The 16,860-nt window shown below is 74.9% G+C and carries 19 protein-coding genes and 1 pseudogene; 10 read left to right on the forward strand and 10 right to left on the reverse strand.

What is annotated here, in order from left to right:
- Positions 1-80 precede the first annotated feature (80 nt).
- From UW392_RS18085 to UW392_RS18095, 3 genes are read left to right on the forward strand one after another with little or no spacing between them, the layout of a single operon-like run.
- Entirely contained in the window at positions 81-884 is an 804-nt protein-coding gene (locus tag UW392_RS18085) for a GvpL/GvpF family gas vesicle protein (RefSeq protein ID WP_320776069.1), read from the forward strand.
- Positions 881-1,066: a gas vesicle protein gene (locus UW392_RS18090; protein ID WP_320776050.1), complete on the forward strand. Its 186-nt coding sequence runs from the start codon at positions 881-883 to the stop codon at positions 1,064-1,066. The genes UW392_RS18085 and UW392_RS18090 overlap by 4 nt, the downstream gene beginning before the upstream one ends.
- A 25-nt stretch (positions 1,067-1,091) precedes the next feature.
- Entirely contained in the window at positions 1,092-1,379 is a 288-nt protein-coding gene (locus UW392_RS18095) for a gas vesicle protein K (protein WP_320776051.1), read from the forward strand.
- 20 nt (positions 1,380-1,399) lie between these two features.
- Here UW392_RS18095 and UW392_RS18100 read toward each other — a convergent pair whose 3' ends face one another.
- From UW392_RS18100 to UW392_RS18110, 3 genes are all read right to left on the reverse strand, one after another.
- On the reverse strand, positions 1,400-1,570 hold the full coding sequence (locus UW392_RS18100) for a hydrophobic protein (RefSeq protein ID WP_320776052.1): 171 nt from the start codon (positions 1,568-1,570) through the stop codon (positions 1,400-1,402).
- 42 nt (positions 1,571-1,612) lie between these two features.
- The gene (locus tag UW392_RS18105; RefSeq protein ID WP_320776053.1) at positions 1,613-2,506 is read right to left on the reverse strand and encodes a class I SAM-dependent methyltransferase; all 894 of its coding nucleotides are present in this window, start codon (positions 2,504-2,506) and stop codon (positions 1,613-1,615) included.
- A gap of 109 nt (positions 2,507-2,615) precedes the next feature.
- Entirely contained in the window at positions 2,616-4,112 is a 1,497-nt protein-coding gene (locus tag UW392_RS18110) for a bifunctional phosphatase PAP2/diacylglycerol kinase family protein (RefSeq protein WP_320776054.1), read from the reverse strand.
- Between the two features lie 87 nt (positions 4,113-4,199).
- On the opposite strand from UW392_RS18110, the gene UW392_RS18115 reads away from it, so the two are divergent.
- Entirely contained in the window at positions 4,200-5,819 is a 1,620-nt protein-coding gene (locus tag UW392_RS18115; protein ID WP_320776055.1) for an ABC-F family ATP-binding cassette domain-containing protein, read from the forward strand.
- A gap of 48 nt (positions 5,820-5,867) precedes the next feature.
- On the opposite strand, the gene UW392_RS18120 is transcribed toward UW392_RS18115, so the two are convergent.
- Entirely contained in the window at positions 5,868-6,989 is a 1,122-nt protein-coding gene (locus UW392_RS18120; RefSeq protein ID WP_320776056.1) for a Vms1/Ankzf1 family peptidyl-tRNA hydrolase, read from the reverse strand.
- Positions 6,990-7,047: 58 nt separating this feature from the next.
- Between UW392_RS18120 and UW392_RS18125 the strand changes: the two genes are divergently transcribed.
- A complete protein-coding gene (locus UW392_RS18125) occupies positions 7,048-7,335 on the forward strand; it encodes a DUF6158 family protein (protein ID WP_320776057.1) in 288 nt (95 codons plus the stop codon).
- A gap of 64 nt (positions 7,336-7,399) precedes the next feature.
- Here the strand turns inward: UW392_RS18125 and UW392_RS18130 are convergent, their stop codons facing one another.
- The 3 genes from UW392_RS18130 to UW392_RS18140 are packed head-to-tail and all read right to left on the reverse strand — an operon-like array spanning position 7,400 to position 8,753.
- Positions 7,400-7,942, reverse strand: coding sequence for a type 1 glutamine amidotransferase domain-containing protein (locus tag UW392_RS18130; protein WP_320776058.1), 543 nt, complete (start codon positions 7,940-7,942; stop codon positions 7,400-7,402).
- A gap of 19 nt (positions 7,943-7,961) precedes the next feature.
- Complete coding sequence (locus tag UW392_RS18135; protein WP_320776059.1) at positions 7,962-8,348, reverse strand: CBS domain-containing protein; 387 nt, start codon at positions 8,346-8,348, stop codon at positions 7,962-7,964.
- Between the two features lie 15 nt (positions 8,349-8,363).
- Positions 8,364-8,753 (reverse strand): DUF2795 domain-containing protein, encoded by a 390-nt coding sequence (locus UW392_RS18140; RefSeq protein WP_320776060.1) that lies wholly within the window; start codon positions 8,751-8,753, stop codon positions 8,364-8,366.
- Positions 8,754-9,048: 295 nt separating this feature from the next.
- Between UW392_RS18140 and UW392_RS18145 the strand changes: the two genes are divergently transcribed.
- Together UW392_RS18145 and UW392_RS18150 are read left to right on the forward strand one after the other, a co-directional pair.
- On the forward strand, positions 9,049-9,894 hold the full coding sequence (locus UW392_RS18145; protein WP_320776061.1) for a universal stress protein: 846 nt from the start codon (positions 9,049-9,051) through the stop codon (positions 9,892-9,894).
- A 12-nt stretch (positions 9,895-9,906) separates the two neighbouring features.
- Positions 9,907-10,257 carry a pyridoxamine 5'-phosphate oxidase family protein gene (locus UW392_RS18150; RefSeq protein WP_320776062.1) on the forward strand — a complete coding sequence of 117 codons (351 nt, stop codon included), beginning with the start codon at positions 9,907-9,909 and terminating at the stop codon, positions 10,255-10,257.
- On the opposite strand, the pseudogene UW392_RS18155 reads toward UW392_RS18150, so the two are convergent.
- The 3 genes and pseudogenes from UW392_RS18155 to UW392_RS18165 form a co-directional block, all read right to left on the reverse strand.
- Positions 10,241-10,579, reverse strand: a pseudogene (locus UW392_RS18155) (CBS domain-containing protein); the annotation flags it as partial. The gene UW392_RS18150 and the pseudogene UW392_RS18155 overlap by 17 nt on opposite strands.
- 56 nt (positions 10,580-10,635) lie before the next feature.
- Positions 10,636-11,094: a cyclic nucleotide-binding domain-containing protein gene (locus UW392_RS18160; protein ID WP_320776064.1), complete on the reverse strand. Its 459-nt coding sequence runs from the start codon at positions 11,092-11,094 to the stop codon at positions 10,636-10,638.
- A gap of 298 nt (positions 11,095-11,392) precedes the next feature.
- Positions 11,393-13,186, reverse strand: coding sequence for a thiamine pyrophosphate-requiring protein (locus UW392_RS18165; RefSeq protein WP_320776065.1), 1,794 nt, complete (start codon positions 13,184-13,186; stop codon positions 11,393-11,395).
- A gap of 398 nt (positions 13,187-13,584) precedes the next feature.
- Here UW392_RS18165 and UW392_RS18170 point away from each other — a divergent pair, with 398 nt between their 5' ends.
- From UW392_RS18170 to UW392_RS18180, 3 genes are all read left to right on the forward strand, one after another.
- Positions 13,585-14,388, forward strand: a complete 804-nt coding sequence (locus UW392_RS18170) for an RNA polymerase sigma factor SigF (RefSeq protein WP_320776066.1) — start codon at positions 13,585-13,587, stop codon at positions 14,386-14,388.
- 156 nt (positions 14,389-14,544) lie between these two features.
- On the forward strand, positions 14,545-15,786 hold the full coding sequence (locus tag UW392_RS18175) for a hypothetical protein (protein WP_320776067.1): 1,242 nt from the start codon (positions 14,545-14,547) through the stop codon (positions 15,784-15,786).
- A gap of 183 nt (positions 15,787-15,969) precedes the next feature.
- The coding region (locus tag UW392_RS18180; RefSeq protein WP_320776068.1) for an aminotransferase class I/II-fold pyridoxal phosphate-dependent enzyme at positions 15,970-16,860 on the forward strand (891 nt) is incomplete at its 3' end.

The following is a 16,860-nucleotide window of genomic DNA, read 5'->3' on the forward strand; positions in this document are numbered from 1 at the left end:
CGCTGGAACGGGGCCGCGGCGGCGGAGGAGCCGCGCCGCGCGCCCCGGCAGCCGCGCCGCCGCGCGCCGAAGGAGGAATCGTGACCGGACTGCGGTACGTGTACGCCGTGTGCCGGCCCCTCGGCGCGCCGCTCCAGGCGCAGCTGACCGGCGTGGGCGGCGACCCGCCCAGAGCGCTGCACCACCGCGGTCTGGTCGCCGTCGTCAGTCATGTGCCCGAGGCGGACTTCGCCGAGGAGTCGCTCAAGGCCCACCTGGAGGACCTGGACTGGCTGGCGGCGACCGCCCGCGCCCACCAGCAGGTGGTCGACGCGCTGACCGTCGTCACCACGCCGCTGCCGCTCCGGATGGCCACGGTCTTCCGGGACGACAGCGGCGTCCGCGTGATGATGGAAGAACGCGAGGCCGCCTTCCTGCGGACGCTGGAGCGGCTGGACGGCCGGGTGGAGTGGGGCGTCAAGGTGTACGTCGAGACGCCCGGGGCCGCGGCCGGAGCCGGGGCCGCCGGGGACCCGGCGGCGAAGCCCGTGTCCGGCCGGGACTACCTGCGGCAGCGGCGGCTGCGGAGCCGGGCCGGGGAGGAACTGTGGCAGCGGGCCGAGGAGTTCGCCGGCCGGCTGCACGGGACGCTCTCCGGGCACGCCGACGACGCCCGGCTGCACGCGCCGCAGAATCCGCAGCTCTCCGGTGCCGCCGGACGCAATGTCCTGAACGCCGCCTATCTGGTGCGGCGGAATCTCTCCGAGGAATTCGTGGAACTGGTGGACGCGGTAAAGGACGACACCCCCGGAATCCGGGTGGAACTCACCGGTCCGTGGGCCGCCTATTCCTTCGCGGCGGAAACGGGAGAAACAGCGGACAACCGCGGGGGGAAGGACGCGTGACCGTCATAGAACGCCGCGAGATCGCCCTGGTCGACCTCCTCGACCGGCTGCTGGCCGGCGGGGTCGTCATCACCGGCGACCTCACGCTGCGCATCGCCGACGTGGACCTGGTCCGCATCGACCTCAACGCGCTGATCAGCTCGGTCAACGCGAACGTGCCGTCCCCGTTCGAAGGGGGGTGACGGGGGAGTGGTGAAGGGGAGTGACGTGGAACGGCCGCGCTCGGGGCGTATCGAGTTCGAGCCCGACACCGTCGAACGCGACCTGATCAAACTGGTGCTGACCGTGGTCGAGCTGTTGCGCCAGCTCATGGAGAGGCAGGCGCTGCGCCGCTTCGACCAGGGCGACCTCAGCGAGGACCAGGAGGAGCGCATCGGGCTCACCCTGATGCTGCTCGACGACCGCATGACCGAGCTGCGCGAGCGCTACGGACTGCGGCCCGAGGACCTGAATCTGGACCTCGGGCCGCTCGGACCGCTGCTGCCCCGGGAGTGAACCTCCCGGGGCAGCACCCCTCACCACCTGTACCAGCGACTCCGGCCGCCTCCGGAACTGGTGCCCCGGACCAGGAAGCCGAGCAGCCACAGCACGATGACGATGAGGGCGACCCACCACAGAATCTTCAGGGCGAATCCCGCACCGAAAAGAATGAGCGCGAGAAGCAGAACGAGCAGAAGCGGAACCATTTGAATACCTCCTGCACGTACTGGTGTCCCCGATTTCGTGGATCAGACGTTCTTTCGGCACAGAATTTCCCCGTGGAGCACACCGAACCAGCCCTCGGGGCGCTCGCCCCACTCCCGCCAGGCCGCCGCGACGGACCGGAGCCGCTCCCGGGTCGCGTGGCCGCCGTCGACCGCGCGCTCCGCGTACGCCGACGCCACGGTGCGCTCCGCCCACAGCCCGCTCCACCACTCCCGCTCCTCGGGTGTGCTGAAGGTCCAGGTGTCCGAGGTCGCGGTGATGTCGGTGCAGCCCGCCTCCAGGGCCCACGCCTTCAGCCGGCGCCCGGCGTCCGGCTCGCCGCCGCCTGCACGGGCCACCCGCCGGTACAGGTCCAGCCAGTCGTCCAGCCCCGCTGACCCGGGGAACCACGTCATCGCCGCGTAGTCGGAGTCGCGCACGGCGACGTACCCGCCGGGTCTCGTCACCCGCAGCATCTCGCGCAGCGCCCGCACCGGGTCGCCCACGTGCTGGAGCACCTGGTGGGCGTGGACGACGCAGAAGGTGTCGTCGGGGAAGTCCAGCGCGTGCACGTCGGCCACCGCGAAGTCGGTGTTGGCCAGTCCCCGCCCGGCGGCGGTGGCGCGGGCCTGCTCCAGGACGCCGGGCTCCCGGTCGACGCCGGTGACGTGGCCGTCCGGGACCAGGGCGGCGAGGTCCGCGGTGATGGTGCCCGGCCCGCAGCCGACGTCCAGGATCCGCATGTGCGGCTTCAGGGAGCCGAGCAGGTACCCGGCGGAGTTGGCGGCGGTGCGCCAGGTGTGCGAGCGGAGCACGGACGGGTGGTGCCCGTGCGTGTAGACGGCGGTCTCCCGCGGCTCGGACGGCTGCCGGGACTGCGGCTCGGACTGCGGCTCGGACGGCTGCTCGGACTGCGGCTCGGACGGCTGCTCGGACATGGCTGATCCCCTCTCCCGGCGCGGCGGGCGCCCTCGGAACAGGGGATCAACGGTACGCGCGCGGATCGCATGATGAGACCCGCGTATCGATATGTGAAATGACGGCCCGTCAGCCGTTGTCGGGCAGGGGCCGGTACACCGTCAGCGCCTCGGGGAGCTTCTCCACCGTGACGTCGCCCGCCGTCTCGGTGACCTCGCCGTCGTAGGCGAGGAGCGTGCCCGGCGCGACACCGGCCAGCCGCAACCGGCCCACCTGCACGGCCGCGTGCGCCGGGGACCGGGTCAGCGGCCCGGCGAAGGCCGCGGAGAGCAGCCGCAGCGCGGGCCGGCTCCCGCCGTGCACCACCCGCACGTCGAGCCGCCCGTCCGCCAGGTCGAGACGGCGGCCCGGCGCGAGCCCCATCCGGTGGTACATGCCGTTGCCCGCGAACAGCATCCACAGCGGCCGGGTCCGGCCGGCCACCTCGGCCCGCAGCGGATGCCGGTCGGCGCGCAGCACCCGCACCGCCGCCAGCATCCCGGCCGGCCAGCCGCCGATCCGGTGCGACCAGCGCTCCCGCTCGCGCACCAGCTCCGGGTAGACGCCCAGGCTGAAGGTGTTCAGGAAGATGCCGCTCTGCTCGCCCGAGGTGAACCGGCCCACGTCCACCCGCACGCCCTCGCCGTTCTCCAGCGCCCGGCACAGCGCCCGGACGTCCTCCACGCCCAGGTCGTAGGCGAAGTGGTTCAGCGTGCCGCCGGGCAGCACCGCCAGCGGCAGTCCGTACCGCAGGGCGACCCGCGCCGCCGCGTTCACCGTGCCGTCGCCGCCGCACACGCCGAGCACCCGAGCCCGGCCCGCCGCCTTCTCCAGCTCCTCCGCCACATCGGCCGGTTCGGCCTCGATGACCTCGGCCAGCGGCAGCGCGTCGCACAGCGCCCGCACCCGGTCCGAGGTGCCCGAACCGAGGTTCGCCACCATCACCAGGCCCTCGCCGCCGGACAGCGCCGGCAGCTCCGCGCGCGGCCGGGCGGGCGGCAGCAACTGGCCGCGGGTCGGCACCAGGCCCCGTACGGCGAACGCGGCGGCCGCGCCGAACGCCGCGCCCGCCGCCACGTCGCTCGGGAAGTGCACCCCGGTGTAGACCCGGGAGAGGGCCACCGCGGCGGCCACCGGCGCCACGGCCGCGCCCCAGGCCGGGGACTCCATCGCGACCCCGGTGGCGAAGGCGGCGGCGGAGGCCGCGTGCCCGGACGGGAACGAGGTGGTGATCGGCTGCCGCTTCAGCTGCCGCACCAGCGGCACCGTGTCGAGGCGCGGCCGGGGACGGCGCACCGAGCGCTTGCCGAGGGTGTTGATGGCCAGCGAGGCCACGCTCAGCGAGGCGAGGCCGCGCGCGGCGGCCCGGCGGGCGCGCGGCGTGCGGGACGCCGCGATCGCCGCCGCCGCGGCGAACCACAGCACGCCGTGGTTGGCGCTCCGGCTCAGCCGGGGCAGGACGCGGTCGCCGCCGGGCCAGTGCCGGGCGGCGACCGCCTCGAAGAGCCGGCGGTCCAGCTCCACGAAGCCGGTGCGCAGCGGATGGGGACCGGGCAGCGGGACGGTGAGGTCTACATCGGGGCTCATGCCTCCCGCCTACCCGCCGGGCGCCCATTCCTGCCGCACCGGAAACGCGGTTGCCGCGCGGGGGGCCGTACAGGGGACAATCACCCCATGGGCCACCTCGAAGCAGCGCACCTGGAGTACCACCTGCCCGACGGGAGGACGCTCCTCGGCGACGTCTCCTTCCGGGTGGGGGAGGGCGCCGTCGTGGCCCTCGTCGGACCCAACGGCGCGGGCAAGACCACCCTGCTGCGGCTGCTCTCCGGCGAGCTGAAGCCGCACGAGGGCACTGTCACCGTCAGCGGCGGCCTCGGCGTGATGCGCCAGTTCGTCGGCTCCGTCCGCGACGAGACGACCGTACGGGACCTGCTGGTGTCCGTCGCCCCGCCGCGTATCCGCGAGGCCGCCCGCGCCGTGGACGCCGCCGAGCACGCCGTCATGACCGTCGACGACGAGGCAGCGCAGATGGGCTACGCGCAGGCGCTCTCCGACTGGGCCGAGGCGCGCGGCTACGAGGCCGAGACGCTCTGGGACATGTGCACCACCGCGGCGCTCGGCGTCCCCTACGACAAGGCCCAGTGGCGGCAGGTGAGCACCCTCTCCGGCGGCGAGCAGAAACGGCTCGTGCTGGAGGCGCTGCTGCGCGGCACCGACCAGGTGCTCCTCCTCGACGAGCCGGACAACTACCTCGACGTCCCCGGCAAGCGCTGGCTGGAGGAGCGGCTCGCCGAGACCCGCAAGACCGTGCTGTTCGTCTCCCACGACCGCGAGCTGCTCGCCCGCGCCGCCGAGCGGATCGTCTCCCTGGAACCCGGGCCCGCGGGCGCCGACGCCTGGGTGCACGGCGGCGGCTTCGGCACCTACCACGAGGCCCGGCGCGAGCGCTTCGCCCGCTTCGAGGAGCTGCGCCGCCGCTGGGACGAGAAACACGCCCAGCTGAAGAAGCTCGTCCTCAGCCTGCGCCAGGCCGCCTCCGTCAGCCACGAGATGGCCTCCCGCTACCACGCCGCCCAGACCCGGCTGCGCAAGTTCGAGGAGGCCGGACCGCCGCCCGAGCCGCCGCGCGAGCAGGACATCCGGATGCGCCTGAAGGGCGGCCGCACCGGCGTACGCGCCGTCACCTGCGAGAAGCTGGAACTGACCGGCCTGATGAAACCCTTCGACCTGGAGGTCTTCTACGGCGAGCGGGTCGCCGTCCTCGGCTCCAACGGCTCCGGCAAGTCCCACTTCCTGAGGCTGCTCGCCGGCGACGGCGTGGCCCACACCGGGGCGTGGAAGCTCGGCGCCCGGGTCGTCCCCGGCCACTTCGCCCAGACCCACGCCCACCCCGAACTGCTCGGCCGCACCCTCCTGGACATCCTCTGGAAGGAACACGCCCAGGACCGCGGTGCCGCCATGTCGAGGCTGCGCCGCTACGAGCTGACCGGCCAGGCCGAGCAGACCTTCGAGCGGCTCTCCGGCGGCCAGCAGGCCCGCTTCCAGATCCTGCTCCTCGAACTCCAGGGCGTCACCGCCCTGCTTCTGGACGAGCCGACCGACAACCTGGACCTGGAGTCCGCCGAGGCGCTCCAGGAGGGCCTGGAGTCCTTCGAGGGCACCGTCCTCGCCGTCACCCACGACCGCTGGTTCGCCCGCTCCTTCGACCGCTACCTGGTCTTCGGCAGCGACGGGAAGGTCCGCGAGACACCGGAGCCGGTGTGGGACGAGCGGCGGGTCGAGCGCGTACGCTGACCCGCCGCCCGTTCCGCACCGGGGCCGTGCCCGGGGAGCCCCGGGGACTCACTTCCAGCGGAGCAGTGCCCCCATGCCGCCGACCGGGCTGTCGTCCGTGTCCGGCGGCAGCGCCGCCGTCACCGAGATCGCCGGGGCACCGGTCATCACGGCCGACCGCAGCAGCGCGTCGTCCGCACGGGCCGACCAGGAGTTCTGCTCACCCAGCGTCTTCAGCTCGGTGCGCCGCACCGCGAGCTGGTCGGCGTCCTCGCCGATCCACACCTCACGGTGGGTGTCCGGCCCGTCCGGGATCATCAGCAGCTCGTCGATACGGTGCTCCCGGGCCGCCTCGACCAGCGCGGGCACGCCCTCGACGGCGGCGGCCCGGCCCTCGCCGTCCGGCGTCCTGGCGGCCAGGAACCGGTCCAGATCGGCCTGGGCCCGCTCGGTGACGTGCTGCTCACGTACCCGCAGCACCTCGTCGTCCAGCAGCCGGCTGCCGGTGCCGTGCGCGGCCTCCACGACCCGGCCCGCCAGCCGCTTGGGCAGCCGCTCGCGCACCGACCGGCACTCCCGGTCGTCGCCGACCAGGATCACCAGGTCGGCCGCGGCCTCCTCCTGGCAGACGGCGAGCGCGTCGGCGATCTCCGCGGCGTTGTGCTCCCAGGTGTTCTCCACCCGGAGCTGGAAGTGGCGCTCGGACCAGTCCAGGGAGCTGGTGGTGCGGTGCACCGGCCACTGCCGGCCGGTCACACCGCCCGCGTCCCGGTTGCCGAGTGCCGAGCGCAGCTCGAAGTCGGCGCCCTTGCGGTCGATGTAGGCCACCACGCACATCGGGTCCTCGCCGGCCAGTTCCAGCAGCGGCGAGACGCGCGGCAGCGGCGCCCAGTGCGCGACGGTGGAGCCCGGCGGCGTACGGGCCAGCGGCGTGTCGAGGACGACCCGGCCGCCGTGCGCGAAGAGCGCCCGGCCGTGCGGGTCGGTGGAGTGCCGCAGCTCGTCCACGGCCTCGCGCACGGCCCGGCAGGTCGCGTCGTCGGCGCCCTGCGACGCCAGCTCGCGCGCGACCGCCTGGGCCGTCAGCTCACGGGCGTGCGCGGTGTCCTCCGCGCGCTGGGAGAGATCGACGTACACGGAGGCCCAGGGGCCGGGGTGTTCGTAGAGGGGGTGGAGAAACGCGAGATCCATGGGTCCCTCCCGGATACCGCTCGGGGGTGGTGGTTCACCGGGCGGGTACCCGGCCCGCATGAACGAACACGACACACGGGACGGTGCCATGACCGGAGTGGACCCGGGTCGCCTCGACGACCAGCAGCTCATGAGGGAACTGGAGACCATCCACCGCACGCGTCACGACACGCTGCTGTACGGCTCGGACGACGCGCTGCGGGCGCACAACGAGCGGATGGCCCGCCTGGAGGGCGAGTGGCTGCGCCGCAACCCGCGGCGGATCGTCGCCGCGGGCCGCACCCGGGAGGGCGCCCGGGAACGCGCGAGCGGGGAGTCGGCGGCGCCCGGCGGCCCCGCGACGTGACGCGCCGCCCACCAGGACCCCGTGGGCCCGGTGGGCGGCGCGTCGTGTCCCGGTGCCGTCCCGGTCAGCCCCCGGCCTTGGCGAACTCGGCCAGGTAGGTCTCGTCGAACGCCTTGAGGTCGTCCGGCTTGCGGCTGGTGATCAGCGTGTTCGGACCGTGGTCGCAGACCTTCACCTGCTCGTCGACCCAGGTGCCGCCCGCGTTGGTGATGTCGGTCCGCAGGCTCGGCCAGGAGGTCAGCACCCGGCCGCGCACGACGTCCGCCTCGACCAGTGTCCACGGGGCGTGGCAGATCGCCGCGACCGGCTTGCCCTGGTCGAAGAAGGACTTCACGAACGCCACGGCACTCTCGTCGGTGCGCAGGAAGTCCGGGTTGGCGACGCCGCCCGGCAGGACGAGCCCGCCGAAGGAGTCGGCCGACGCCTCGCCCGTGACCTCGTCGACGGTGAAGGTGTCCGCCTTGTCCAGGTGGTTGAACCCCTGGACCTCACCGGACTGCGTCGACACCAGTACGGGCTCGTGACCGGCGTCCTTCGCGGCCTTCCACGGCTCGGTCAGTTCGACCTGCTCGACGCCCTCGGGCGCCGTGAGAAATGCGATACGCATAGGGCTTCCTGTTCCTTTCCTAATTTCCTGCGGGCGCGAATACCCCAGCCAGATCGCCGAGGCTCACGACGCCGACCGGCAGCCCGTCCTCCACGACCGGCAGCCGGCGCACCGCGTGCTCGCGCATCAGCGCCAGCGCGTCGCCCACCGGTTCGTCCGGGGCGACCAGCAGCGGGTCGCCCGTGCAGACGGTGCCGGCGCCGACCGCCATCGGGTCCAGGCCCTCGGCCACCGCCCGCACCGTGATGTCCCGGTCGGTGAGCACCCCGACGACGCGGTGGCCGTCGGCCACGACGACATCGCCGATGTCCTGGTCGCGCATCAGCCGCGCCGCCTCGAAGAGCGAGGAGTCCGGGCGTACGGCCACCACGCCCGGGGTCATCACGTCCTTCACGTACTCGCCCATGGCGGGCCCGCCCGTCTAGGTGGTCCCGGAACCGGCGCCGGTCAGCGCCTCGGCCAGCTCCTGGACGGTGGCGTAGTGCTCCTTGTGCGGCAGTCCCTCGACCTGTTCGACCAGGGCGTCGGGGGCGTGGCCGCGCCGCAGCCCCCGGGCGAGTTCCCGCGGGCCCGCCGGGAACGCCCCTCGGGTCAGGTTCCGGGCCAGCTCCAGCCGGAGCGACTCCAGGGAGGACGGGTCGCGGCCCGGCGTGACCGGGCCGCGCGCCACCTCCGGGTCGTCCTCGGCGAACGGCTCGGGGTCGTGCCACTCCTCGGTGCGCGTGGGGTGCCCGGACTTCAGCAGTCCCTGCAGTTCGTGCTTCATCTCGTCGTCGCGGTGGGCGCTCAGCCGGTCGCTGCCTCGCTGCATGTCTCCCTCCAGGTCCTTCGGGGTGGCCACCCGCGTACCCGTGGAACGGGCGCCGACACGGCGTTCCCCCCGGCCGATTCGGCCGGATCCGCCCGGGTTCGCCGACCGCGGACCGGGCACCCGGTCCCGTCGCCCGCGCGTTCCCTCCGGGGCCGCCGCCGCAAGGAGCACGCACGCGTGGCCCGAGCGGTGGGGAGGGCCGCTCGGCGGCGGTGAGGGACCTGTGGCCCCTGCCCGGACGGGGACGGTGCGGGTGATGCTCGCCTCGCCGGACACGACACAGGAGGTGGGCCCCATGCCCCGCACCGTCACCGTGGGTCTCGACGGCTCGGCCGAGAGCCGGGCCGCCGCCGAGTGGGCGGTACAGGAGGCCGCGCTGCGCGGCCTGCCGGTACAGCTGGTCCACGTCTGGGAACCGGTCCCGCAACCCACGGCGGGGGACGTCCCGTCCGAGGCCCGGCAGCGGTTCCTCGACGAGGCCGCCGAGGCCCTGCGGCCCCGGCTTCCCAGCGCCGGCGTCACCGTCGTGCAGCGCACCGGGCCGGTCGTGGACGCGCTCGTCGACGCCGCCGGCGACGCCGCGCTGCTCGTCCTCGGCTCCCGCGCCCTCGGCGCCGTCAAGGGCTTCCTGCTCGGCTCGGTGGGACAGGCCGTGATCGCCAGGACCCGCACCCCCGTGGCCGTCGTCCGCGCGGGGCGGGCGTACGGCGGGTCCGGGCCCGTCGTGCTCGGCCTGGACACCGACCGGCCCGACGACACCCTGCTCGGCTTCGCCTTCGAGGAGGCGCGGCGCCGCGCGAGCGCCCTGCACGTCGTCCAGGGCCGCCCCGTCGCCCCGTACTACGTCTACGGACTGGAGGCCGGCGCCGGCGCCTGGCCCTACGACGAGTTCGCCCGGCAGCAGACCGCCCGGCTCGCCGAGGTGGTACGTCCGTGGCGGCACAAGCACCCCGGCGTCGAGGTCGTCGAGACCTCGCGCGCCGGTGGAGCCGTCGACCTCCTGCTGGAGGCCGCCCGGGACGCCTCGCTGCTCGTCGTCGGACGCCGGGTGCGACGCGGACCGGGCGCGCACATCGGGTCCGTCGCCCACGCGGTGCTCCACCACGCCGCGGTCCCCGTCGCCGTCGTCGCGCACGACTGACCCCGCCGGCCCGTGTACCGCGCCGACGGATTCCGGCAACCGGACCGCCCAGGAGCGCCCGCGGCTGCCGCCGCCGGCCGGATACTCCAGACCCGCGCCGCCCTGCCCGCGGTGTTTCTCGTCGGCTTCGTCCTCGATGGTGACGGCGCGGTGCTGCTGTGCGCGTCGGTCGTGTCCGTGCCGGTTCGGGCCGTCGGCGGGATCGGCGTCGCCTTCGAGGCGGACGAGGCGGACGAGGTCGACGTGGCGGCCCACTTCCTGTGCGTCGAGGCCGAGCTGGTCACCGGCCGCGTACTGGTGGGCGGCCGGACCCTGTACGGCGTGGACCTGTACGGCGTGGACCCGGACGCACGGCGTCCCTGAGCAGGTCGGCCCGGCTCACCACACCCCGCAGCAGCCCCGCGCCGTCCACGACGACCAGCCGCCGCACCCCCCGCCGGGCCATGACCCGGGCCGCCTCGGCGAGGGTGGCGCCGGGCCGGACGGTGACGGGGGGCGCCGACATGACGTCGGCGGCGGTCGGCCCGGCGGGCGCCGGTACGGTGAGATCGGCCGCGCAGACGACGCCGACCACGCGCCCCTCGCCCGCCAGCACGGGCAGCGCCCCGACCCGCCACTGGCGCATGATCGTCACGAGGTCCTCGAGAGGCGCGCGGTGGCCCGCGGCCACGACGCTCCGCGTCATGACGTCCCGCACGGTGCGCGGAGCGCCGGCCGGGCCCCGCAGGACCGCGGGCTCGGTCACAGCCGGTCGCCGCTGCCGTAGGGGGCGTAGAGGTCGAGCAGCCGGACGCGGGCCGCGTGCAGCCGGTGGGCGACGACGTTGCCGACCCAGCCGGCCACGGCCCGGCCGAACTCCGGGTCCTCGGCGCACAGCGCCCGTACCGCCGCCGCGTCGAACTCCCAGGCCCGCACCGGGCTCATCGCCTCCGCGCCCAGCTGCCACCGGTACGGCGGGAAGTGCCAGGACCAGCCGAGGAGTTCGCCGTGGCCCAGCGAGTCGATGACGGCGGCACGGCGGCCGGGGACGCGCAGGTCCAGCGTCACCGTGCCGGTGCGCACGATCCAGAACCGGTCGGCCCGCCGGCCCTCCTCGAACAGGCGCGTGCCCGCCTCGACGGAGACGGTCCGGCCCAGCCGCATCAGCCGGTCGCGGTGGCCGGCCGGGAGGGCCGCGGTGAGTGTGGTGGGGGAGGCCATCTCGGTTCCTTTCCTCGGACGTCGTCTCCGGGGCCCCGTCACGGGGCCGCCGAGGCCAGTCTGGAACCGCGCGGCGGAGGAGGGGACGGGCCGGGAGGGCCCGGTCACGGGCCGTTCGGCACGGCGGAGGGGCCCGACCGGCCCTGCCCCGCACGACACGTCCCGCGAGAGGCTGCCCCGGGGAAAGGGAACAGGGAAGGGAACCGCCCGGCCACCCACCCGAGACACCCACCCGAGACACCCACGGGCCCGCCCCACTCGACCGTCCGGCCGGTTCCCGACCCGGCAGGAACTGCCGTTACTTCTTGTCGTTGCCCGGCAGGAACTCCTGGATCTTCGACTTGAAGCCCTGCTTCACCACGGAGCCCCGGTCCGCGTCGCCCTTCAGCAGGGCGGCGGCCGTCGCCTCCATCTGCTCCCACGTGGCGTGGGGCGGGACCGGCGGTACCGCCGGGTCGGTCAGGAACTCCACCACCGCCGGGCCGTCCGCCGCCAGCGCCGTCCGCCACGCCTCCTCGACGTCCTCGGGCTTCTCCACCCGGATGCCGGTCAGCCCCAGCGACCGGGCGAAGTCGGCGTAGCGGACGTCCGGCAGCTCCTGCGACGGCAGGAACGACGGCGCGCCGCCCATGGCCCGCAGCTCCCAGGTGACCTGGTTCAGGTCCCGGTTGTTCCACACGCCCACGACCAGGCGCGGATCCTCCCAGAGATGCCGGTACTTGGCCGCCGTGATCATCTCCGCGAGGCCGTTCATCTGCATCGCGCCGTCCCCGACCAGCGCCACCACGGGCCGGTCCGGGTGCGCGAACTTCGCACCGATCGCGTACGGCACCGCGCACCCCATCGTCGCCAGCGTGCCGGAGAGCGAACCGCGCATGCCGGGTCGCATGGTGATGTGCCGGGCGTACCAGTTCGCCGTGGACCCCGAGTCGGAGGTGACGACGGCGTCCGCGGGCAGCAGCGGGTCCAGCGCACGGGCCACGTACTCCGGGTTGACCGGATCGGCGTCCAGCTCCGCCCGGCGCCCCATCACCTCGCGCCAGCGCCGGACGTTGTCGCGCACCGTGTCGGACCACTCGCGTCCCCGCCCGCCCTCGATCAGCGGGATCAGCCGCTCCAGCGTGGCCTTCGCGTCGCCGACGAGATTCACCTCGTACGGATAACGCATCCCGATCATGTGCGGGTCGATGTCGATCTGCACGCCGCGCGCCTTGCCGAACTCCGGCAGGAACTGCGAGTACGGGAAGGAGGAACCGATCGTCAGCAGCGTGTCGCAGTCCCGCATCAGCTCGTACGAGGGACGCGTGCCCAGCAGGCCGATCGAGCCGGTGACGTACGGCAGTTCGTCGCTGAGCACGTCCTTGCCGAGCAGCGCCTTGGCGACGCCCGCGCCGAGCGCCTCGGCGATCCGCTCGACCTCCGCGCGGGCCCCGGCGGCGCCCTGGCCGACCAGGACCGCCACCTTGTCACCGGAGTTGAGGATCTCCGCGGCGCGCCGCACCGACTCCTCCGGCGGCACGGCCGTGCCGAGATCGCCGCCCAGGCTGGACGGCACCATCTTGAACGCGTGCGTGGGCGGCGAGTACTCCAGCTCCTGCACGTCGCCGGGGATGATGACGGCGGTCGGGCAGCGCCGGGCGTACGCCGTGCGGATCGCCCGGTCCAGCACGTTCGGCAACTGCTCGGGAACGGTCACCGTCTCCACGAACTCCGAGGCGACGTCCTTGAAGAGCGAGTGCAGGTCCACCTCCTGCTGATAGGAGCCGCCCATCGCGGTCCGGTGGGTCTGCCCGACGATCGCCAGCACCGGCACGTGGTCGAGCTTCGCGTCGTACAGGCCGTTGAGGAGATGGATCGCACCGGGTCCCGACGTGGCCGCGCACACCCCCAGCCGGCCGCTGAACTTGGCGTAACCGACCGCCTGGAAAGCCGACATCTCCTCGTGCCGCGACTGCACGAACCGCGGCCGGTCCTCCGCGCGCCCCCAGGCGGCGAGCAGCCCGTTGATGCCGTCCCCGGGATAGCCGAACACCTGGTCGACACCCCATTCGCGCAGCCGCTGCAGGACGTGGTCGGAGACTTTGCCGCTCATGAGAAACACTCTCTTCCTGACGGGTCGCGGGCATGGACGCGATCGGACGTCGACGGTGGTGGCAGCCGTACGGGTCTCCGCCCCCGACAGCCGGAAACATCCCGGGCGTTTGGCGTGCGGCCTCCGGGGCAGGCGGACCCCCAGTGCTTCGGACAGGAGGCACGCCCGTGGGAGCGGGCGCGCCGTCCACGGCGGCGTTCCGTCCGGCCTCCCGGACGCGCTCCCGCGGTGACCGCCCGACCTTCGGGCCGTGCCGTCACACCGGCGTCCGTTCCCCGTCCCCCCGGCGGCCGCGACAGCGCACCGGGCCGCGCCCGGGTCGCGCACCGGCCGCATCGGACGAGCCGCCGCCGTACGTGCCGGCAGGACCCCGCACTCCAAGGGAGTTGCGTCGCACCATGCCGACCCGCTTCAGCGCCAGGCCCCACCCGCACGACGACGCCCCCGACACCGCCGCGGACTTCCGCGAACTCGCCGTGCTCCCCGACGGACCGCGGCGCGACACACTGCGCGACCGGATCGTCGAGGCCTGGCTGCCCATGGCAGAACGGCTCGCGGGACGGTTCCGCAGCCGCGGCGAGAACTACGACGACCTGCGCCAGGTCGCGGCCCTCGGCCTGGTCAAGGCCGTCGACCGGTACGACCCCGAGCGCGGCAACGCCTTCGAGAGCTACGCCGTGCCGACCATCACCGGCGAGATCAAGCGGCACTTCCGGGACCACCTGTGGACGCTGCACGTGCCGCGCCGCGTCCAGGACCTGCGCAACCGGGTCCGCACCGCCGGGCAGGACCTCTCCCAGACCATCTCCGGCCGCAGCCCGACCGTCGCCGAGATCGCCGAACACGCCGACCTCAGCGAGGAGGACGTCCGGGAGGGCCAGGAGGCGCTGGAGAGCTTCTCCGCGCTGTCCCTGGACGCCGCCCTGCCCGGCAGCGACGACGGCTACTCGCTCAGCGACGCGCTGGGCGGGCCCGACCCCGCGCTGGACACGGTCGTCGACCGGGAGGCCGTCAGGAAGCGCCTCGCCGCCCTGCCGGACCGCGAACGCGCCATCCTCTACATGCGGTTCTTCGACGACATGACCCAGAGCAGCATCGCGGAGGAACTGGGCATCTCCCAGATGCACGTCTCCCGCCTGATCACCCGCTGCTGCGACCGCGTCCGCGAACAGGTCCTGCGGGAGCCGCCCGGTACGTCGTGACGCGCGGGGCGTCGAAACCTCTCCTGTCACCCGGCCGGGGGCTCCGGTCCCGCGAACGGAGCAGGGCCGCGCGCGGGCCGGTGCCGGGCGGGCTGTGATGGCGGAGGGGGCGCGAGCGCCGTGCCCCCGCAGCCGCCGCTCGAAGGAGCCCGCCCGATGCCCACCGGTTCCCCGCGGGGCCGCGCCGCCCGCGCCCTCACGACCACCGCCCTGGCCGCCACCGCCTTGGCCGCCACCGCCCTGGGCCTCGGCACCACCCCTTCCTCCGCAACGCCGACCACCCTCCCTGGCCGGACCCCGTCCCTCTCCGACCAGGCCCCGGCCTTCTCCGACCACGCCTTGGCCTTCCCCGGCCGCGTTGCGGCCTTCCCCGGCCAGGTCCCGTCCCTCTCCGGCCAGGCCCCAGCCTTCCCTGGCCGCGCCCTGGCCTTCCCCGGCCAAGCCCCGGGTGTCCCCGACGCCGCCCCGGCCGACCCCGTCACCGCCGCAGGCCGGGGCGCCCGTCCGGTATCGGTGCCGGACGTCGAGCCGCTCTCGGCGCCCACCGCCCGCGCCGCCCGTGCCGTCCTGCCGGTACCGGTGTCGGTCACCCCCGCCGCCCCCATCGCCCCGCACGGCCCCGCCCCTGTCCCCGTAGCCGACGCAGGTGACGGGGACGGCCTCGACGCACCCGCGGCGCCCCTCGAAGGGGACTTCCCGCCCGTCCCCGAACCGGATGAGGCCGAGGGCGAGGGCGAGGGCGAGGAGGCGGAGGAGGACGGGGGCGTCGTGTACGACGAGTTCTCCGGGGCGGGGCCCGAGGAGGGGGAGTCGGGCGGCGGGCGTGCGCGGCCCGTCGCCGAGGTCAGTCCCGCCTCCGTCGCCCCCGGCGCCCACGTCACGGTCACCGTGTCCTGCCCGGGGGCGTCCGCGTCCGCACCGGACACCCTCAAGGCGACCTCCCGGTCCTTCGAGGCGGGCACGGTCACCCTGCGCAGGACCCCCGGCGGACCGGGCTACCGGGGGACCGCCCGCGTCGCCCCCGCCCCGCACGCCCCGCACTCAGACAAGAGCCCGGGTTCGAGCGCCCGCGTCGACGGCACCTGCCCGGCCGCGCACGGCGGGAAGGGGCACGCCTGGAGCGCCGAGTTCACCGTCGGCACCTCCCACGGCTGCCCCGAACCGGGGCACACCGGCAAGCCCTGCGCCAGCAAACCGCCCTGCCCCGAGTCCGTACCGCACGGCGGCTCCTGCGGCGACGCCCCGGACCACGGGGTGCACGCCGGAGCGGGCGGAACCTTCACCGACTCCGTGCCCGCCCTGGTCGCCGGCGGCGTCCTCATCGCGGGCGCGTGCGCCGCCGCCGCCCACCGGCTGAGGCCCCGGCCGCGCGGCGCACCGGCGGACCAGGACCGCTGACCCCCCGTGCGCACCGGGCGGCGACCGTTGTGATCCGCGCAACCCGCCCCGAGGGCCATGGCAGGGCCCCGCACTGGGTACTCAGAGCACGACCGGTGCGACCAGAGGTGCCGAAGAGCACGGCGAGGCACGCTGCGCCCCGGCCGCGACGGGGCACCGGCACAGGAACTGGCGGAGGTACGGATGCGGCGTACGGCTTCCGAAGGTCACGGCCCCGTCCGCTACGGGCCGCCGCTCCCCGACGACGGCCTGCCCGTACCGCCCGAACTGTCCGCCGTCCTCGCCGGCGCCGCCCACCGCACGGACCCCGACCCGGTCGGCGGCGCCCCCGCCCTGCTGGACGCCGCCCGCGACCACTGGGCCCGGCGCGGCCGGGCCGAGGAGCAGGGCCGGATCGCCGCCGCCCCCGGCGCCCCCGCGCTGCTGCTCGCGGTGACCGCGGCCCTCGGCGGCGACGTCCTCGTGCCCCGCCCCTGCGCCGCCTGGTGGGCGCCGTACGCGCACCTGCTCGGCAGACCCGTCTTCCACGTCACGACCCCCGCGGAATGCGGCGGCGTGCCCGACCCGTACGCGCTCCTGGAGACCGTCCGCCGGGTCCGCGCAGAGGGCGGCGACCCGCGGCTCCTGGTCCTGTCCGTCGCCGACGACCCCACCGGCACCGTCGCCCCGCCGGAGGTCCTGCACGAGACCGTCGAGGCCGCCGTCGGCGAGGGCCTGCACCTGGTCAGCGACGAGACCTGGCGCGACACCGTGCACGATCCGGCCGACACGGTCCTCACCGGGCCGGCCGAGATGCTCCCCGAGCACGTCACCGTCGTCACCGACCTGGCGGGCGCGCTGCTCCCGGCCGGCTGGCCCGCCGCCGTCGCCCGGTTCGCCGCCACCCCGGCCGGTGACGGCCTCCACGCGCGCGTGCTCGACGTCCTCACCGCGCTCGGCGCCCGCGTCGCCGCGCCCGTCACGGCCGCCGCCGCGTACGTCCTGACCGAACCCGAACCGGTCGTCGCCCACCGGGAGGCCGCCGTCCGGCTGCACGCGCGCGTGGCCGCCGCCGTGCACGCCGCCGTCGCCGGC

The organism is Streptomyces sp. CRN 30 (genome assembly GCF_034105845.1).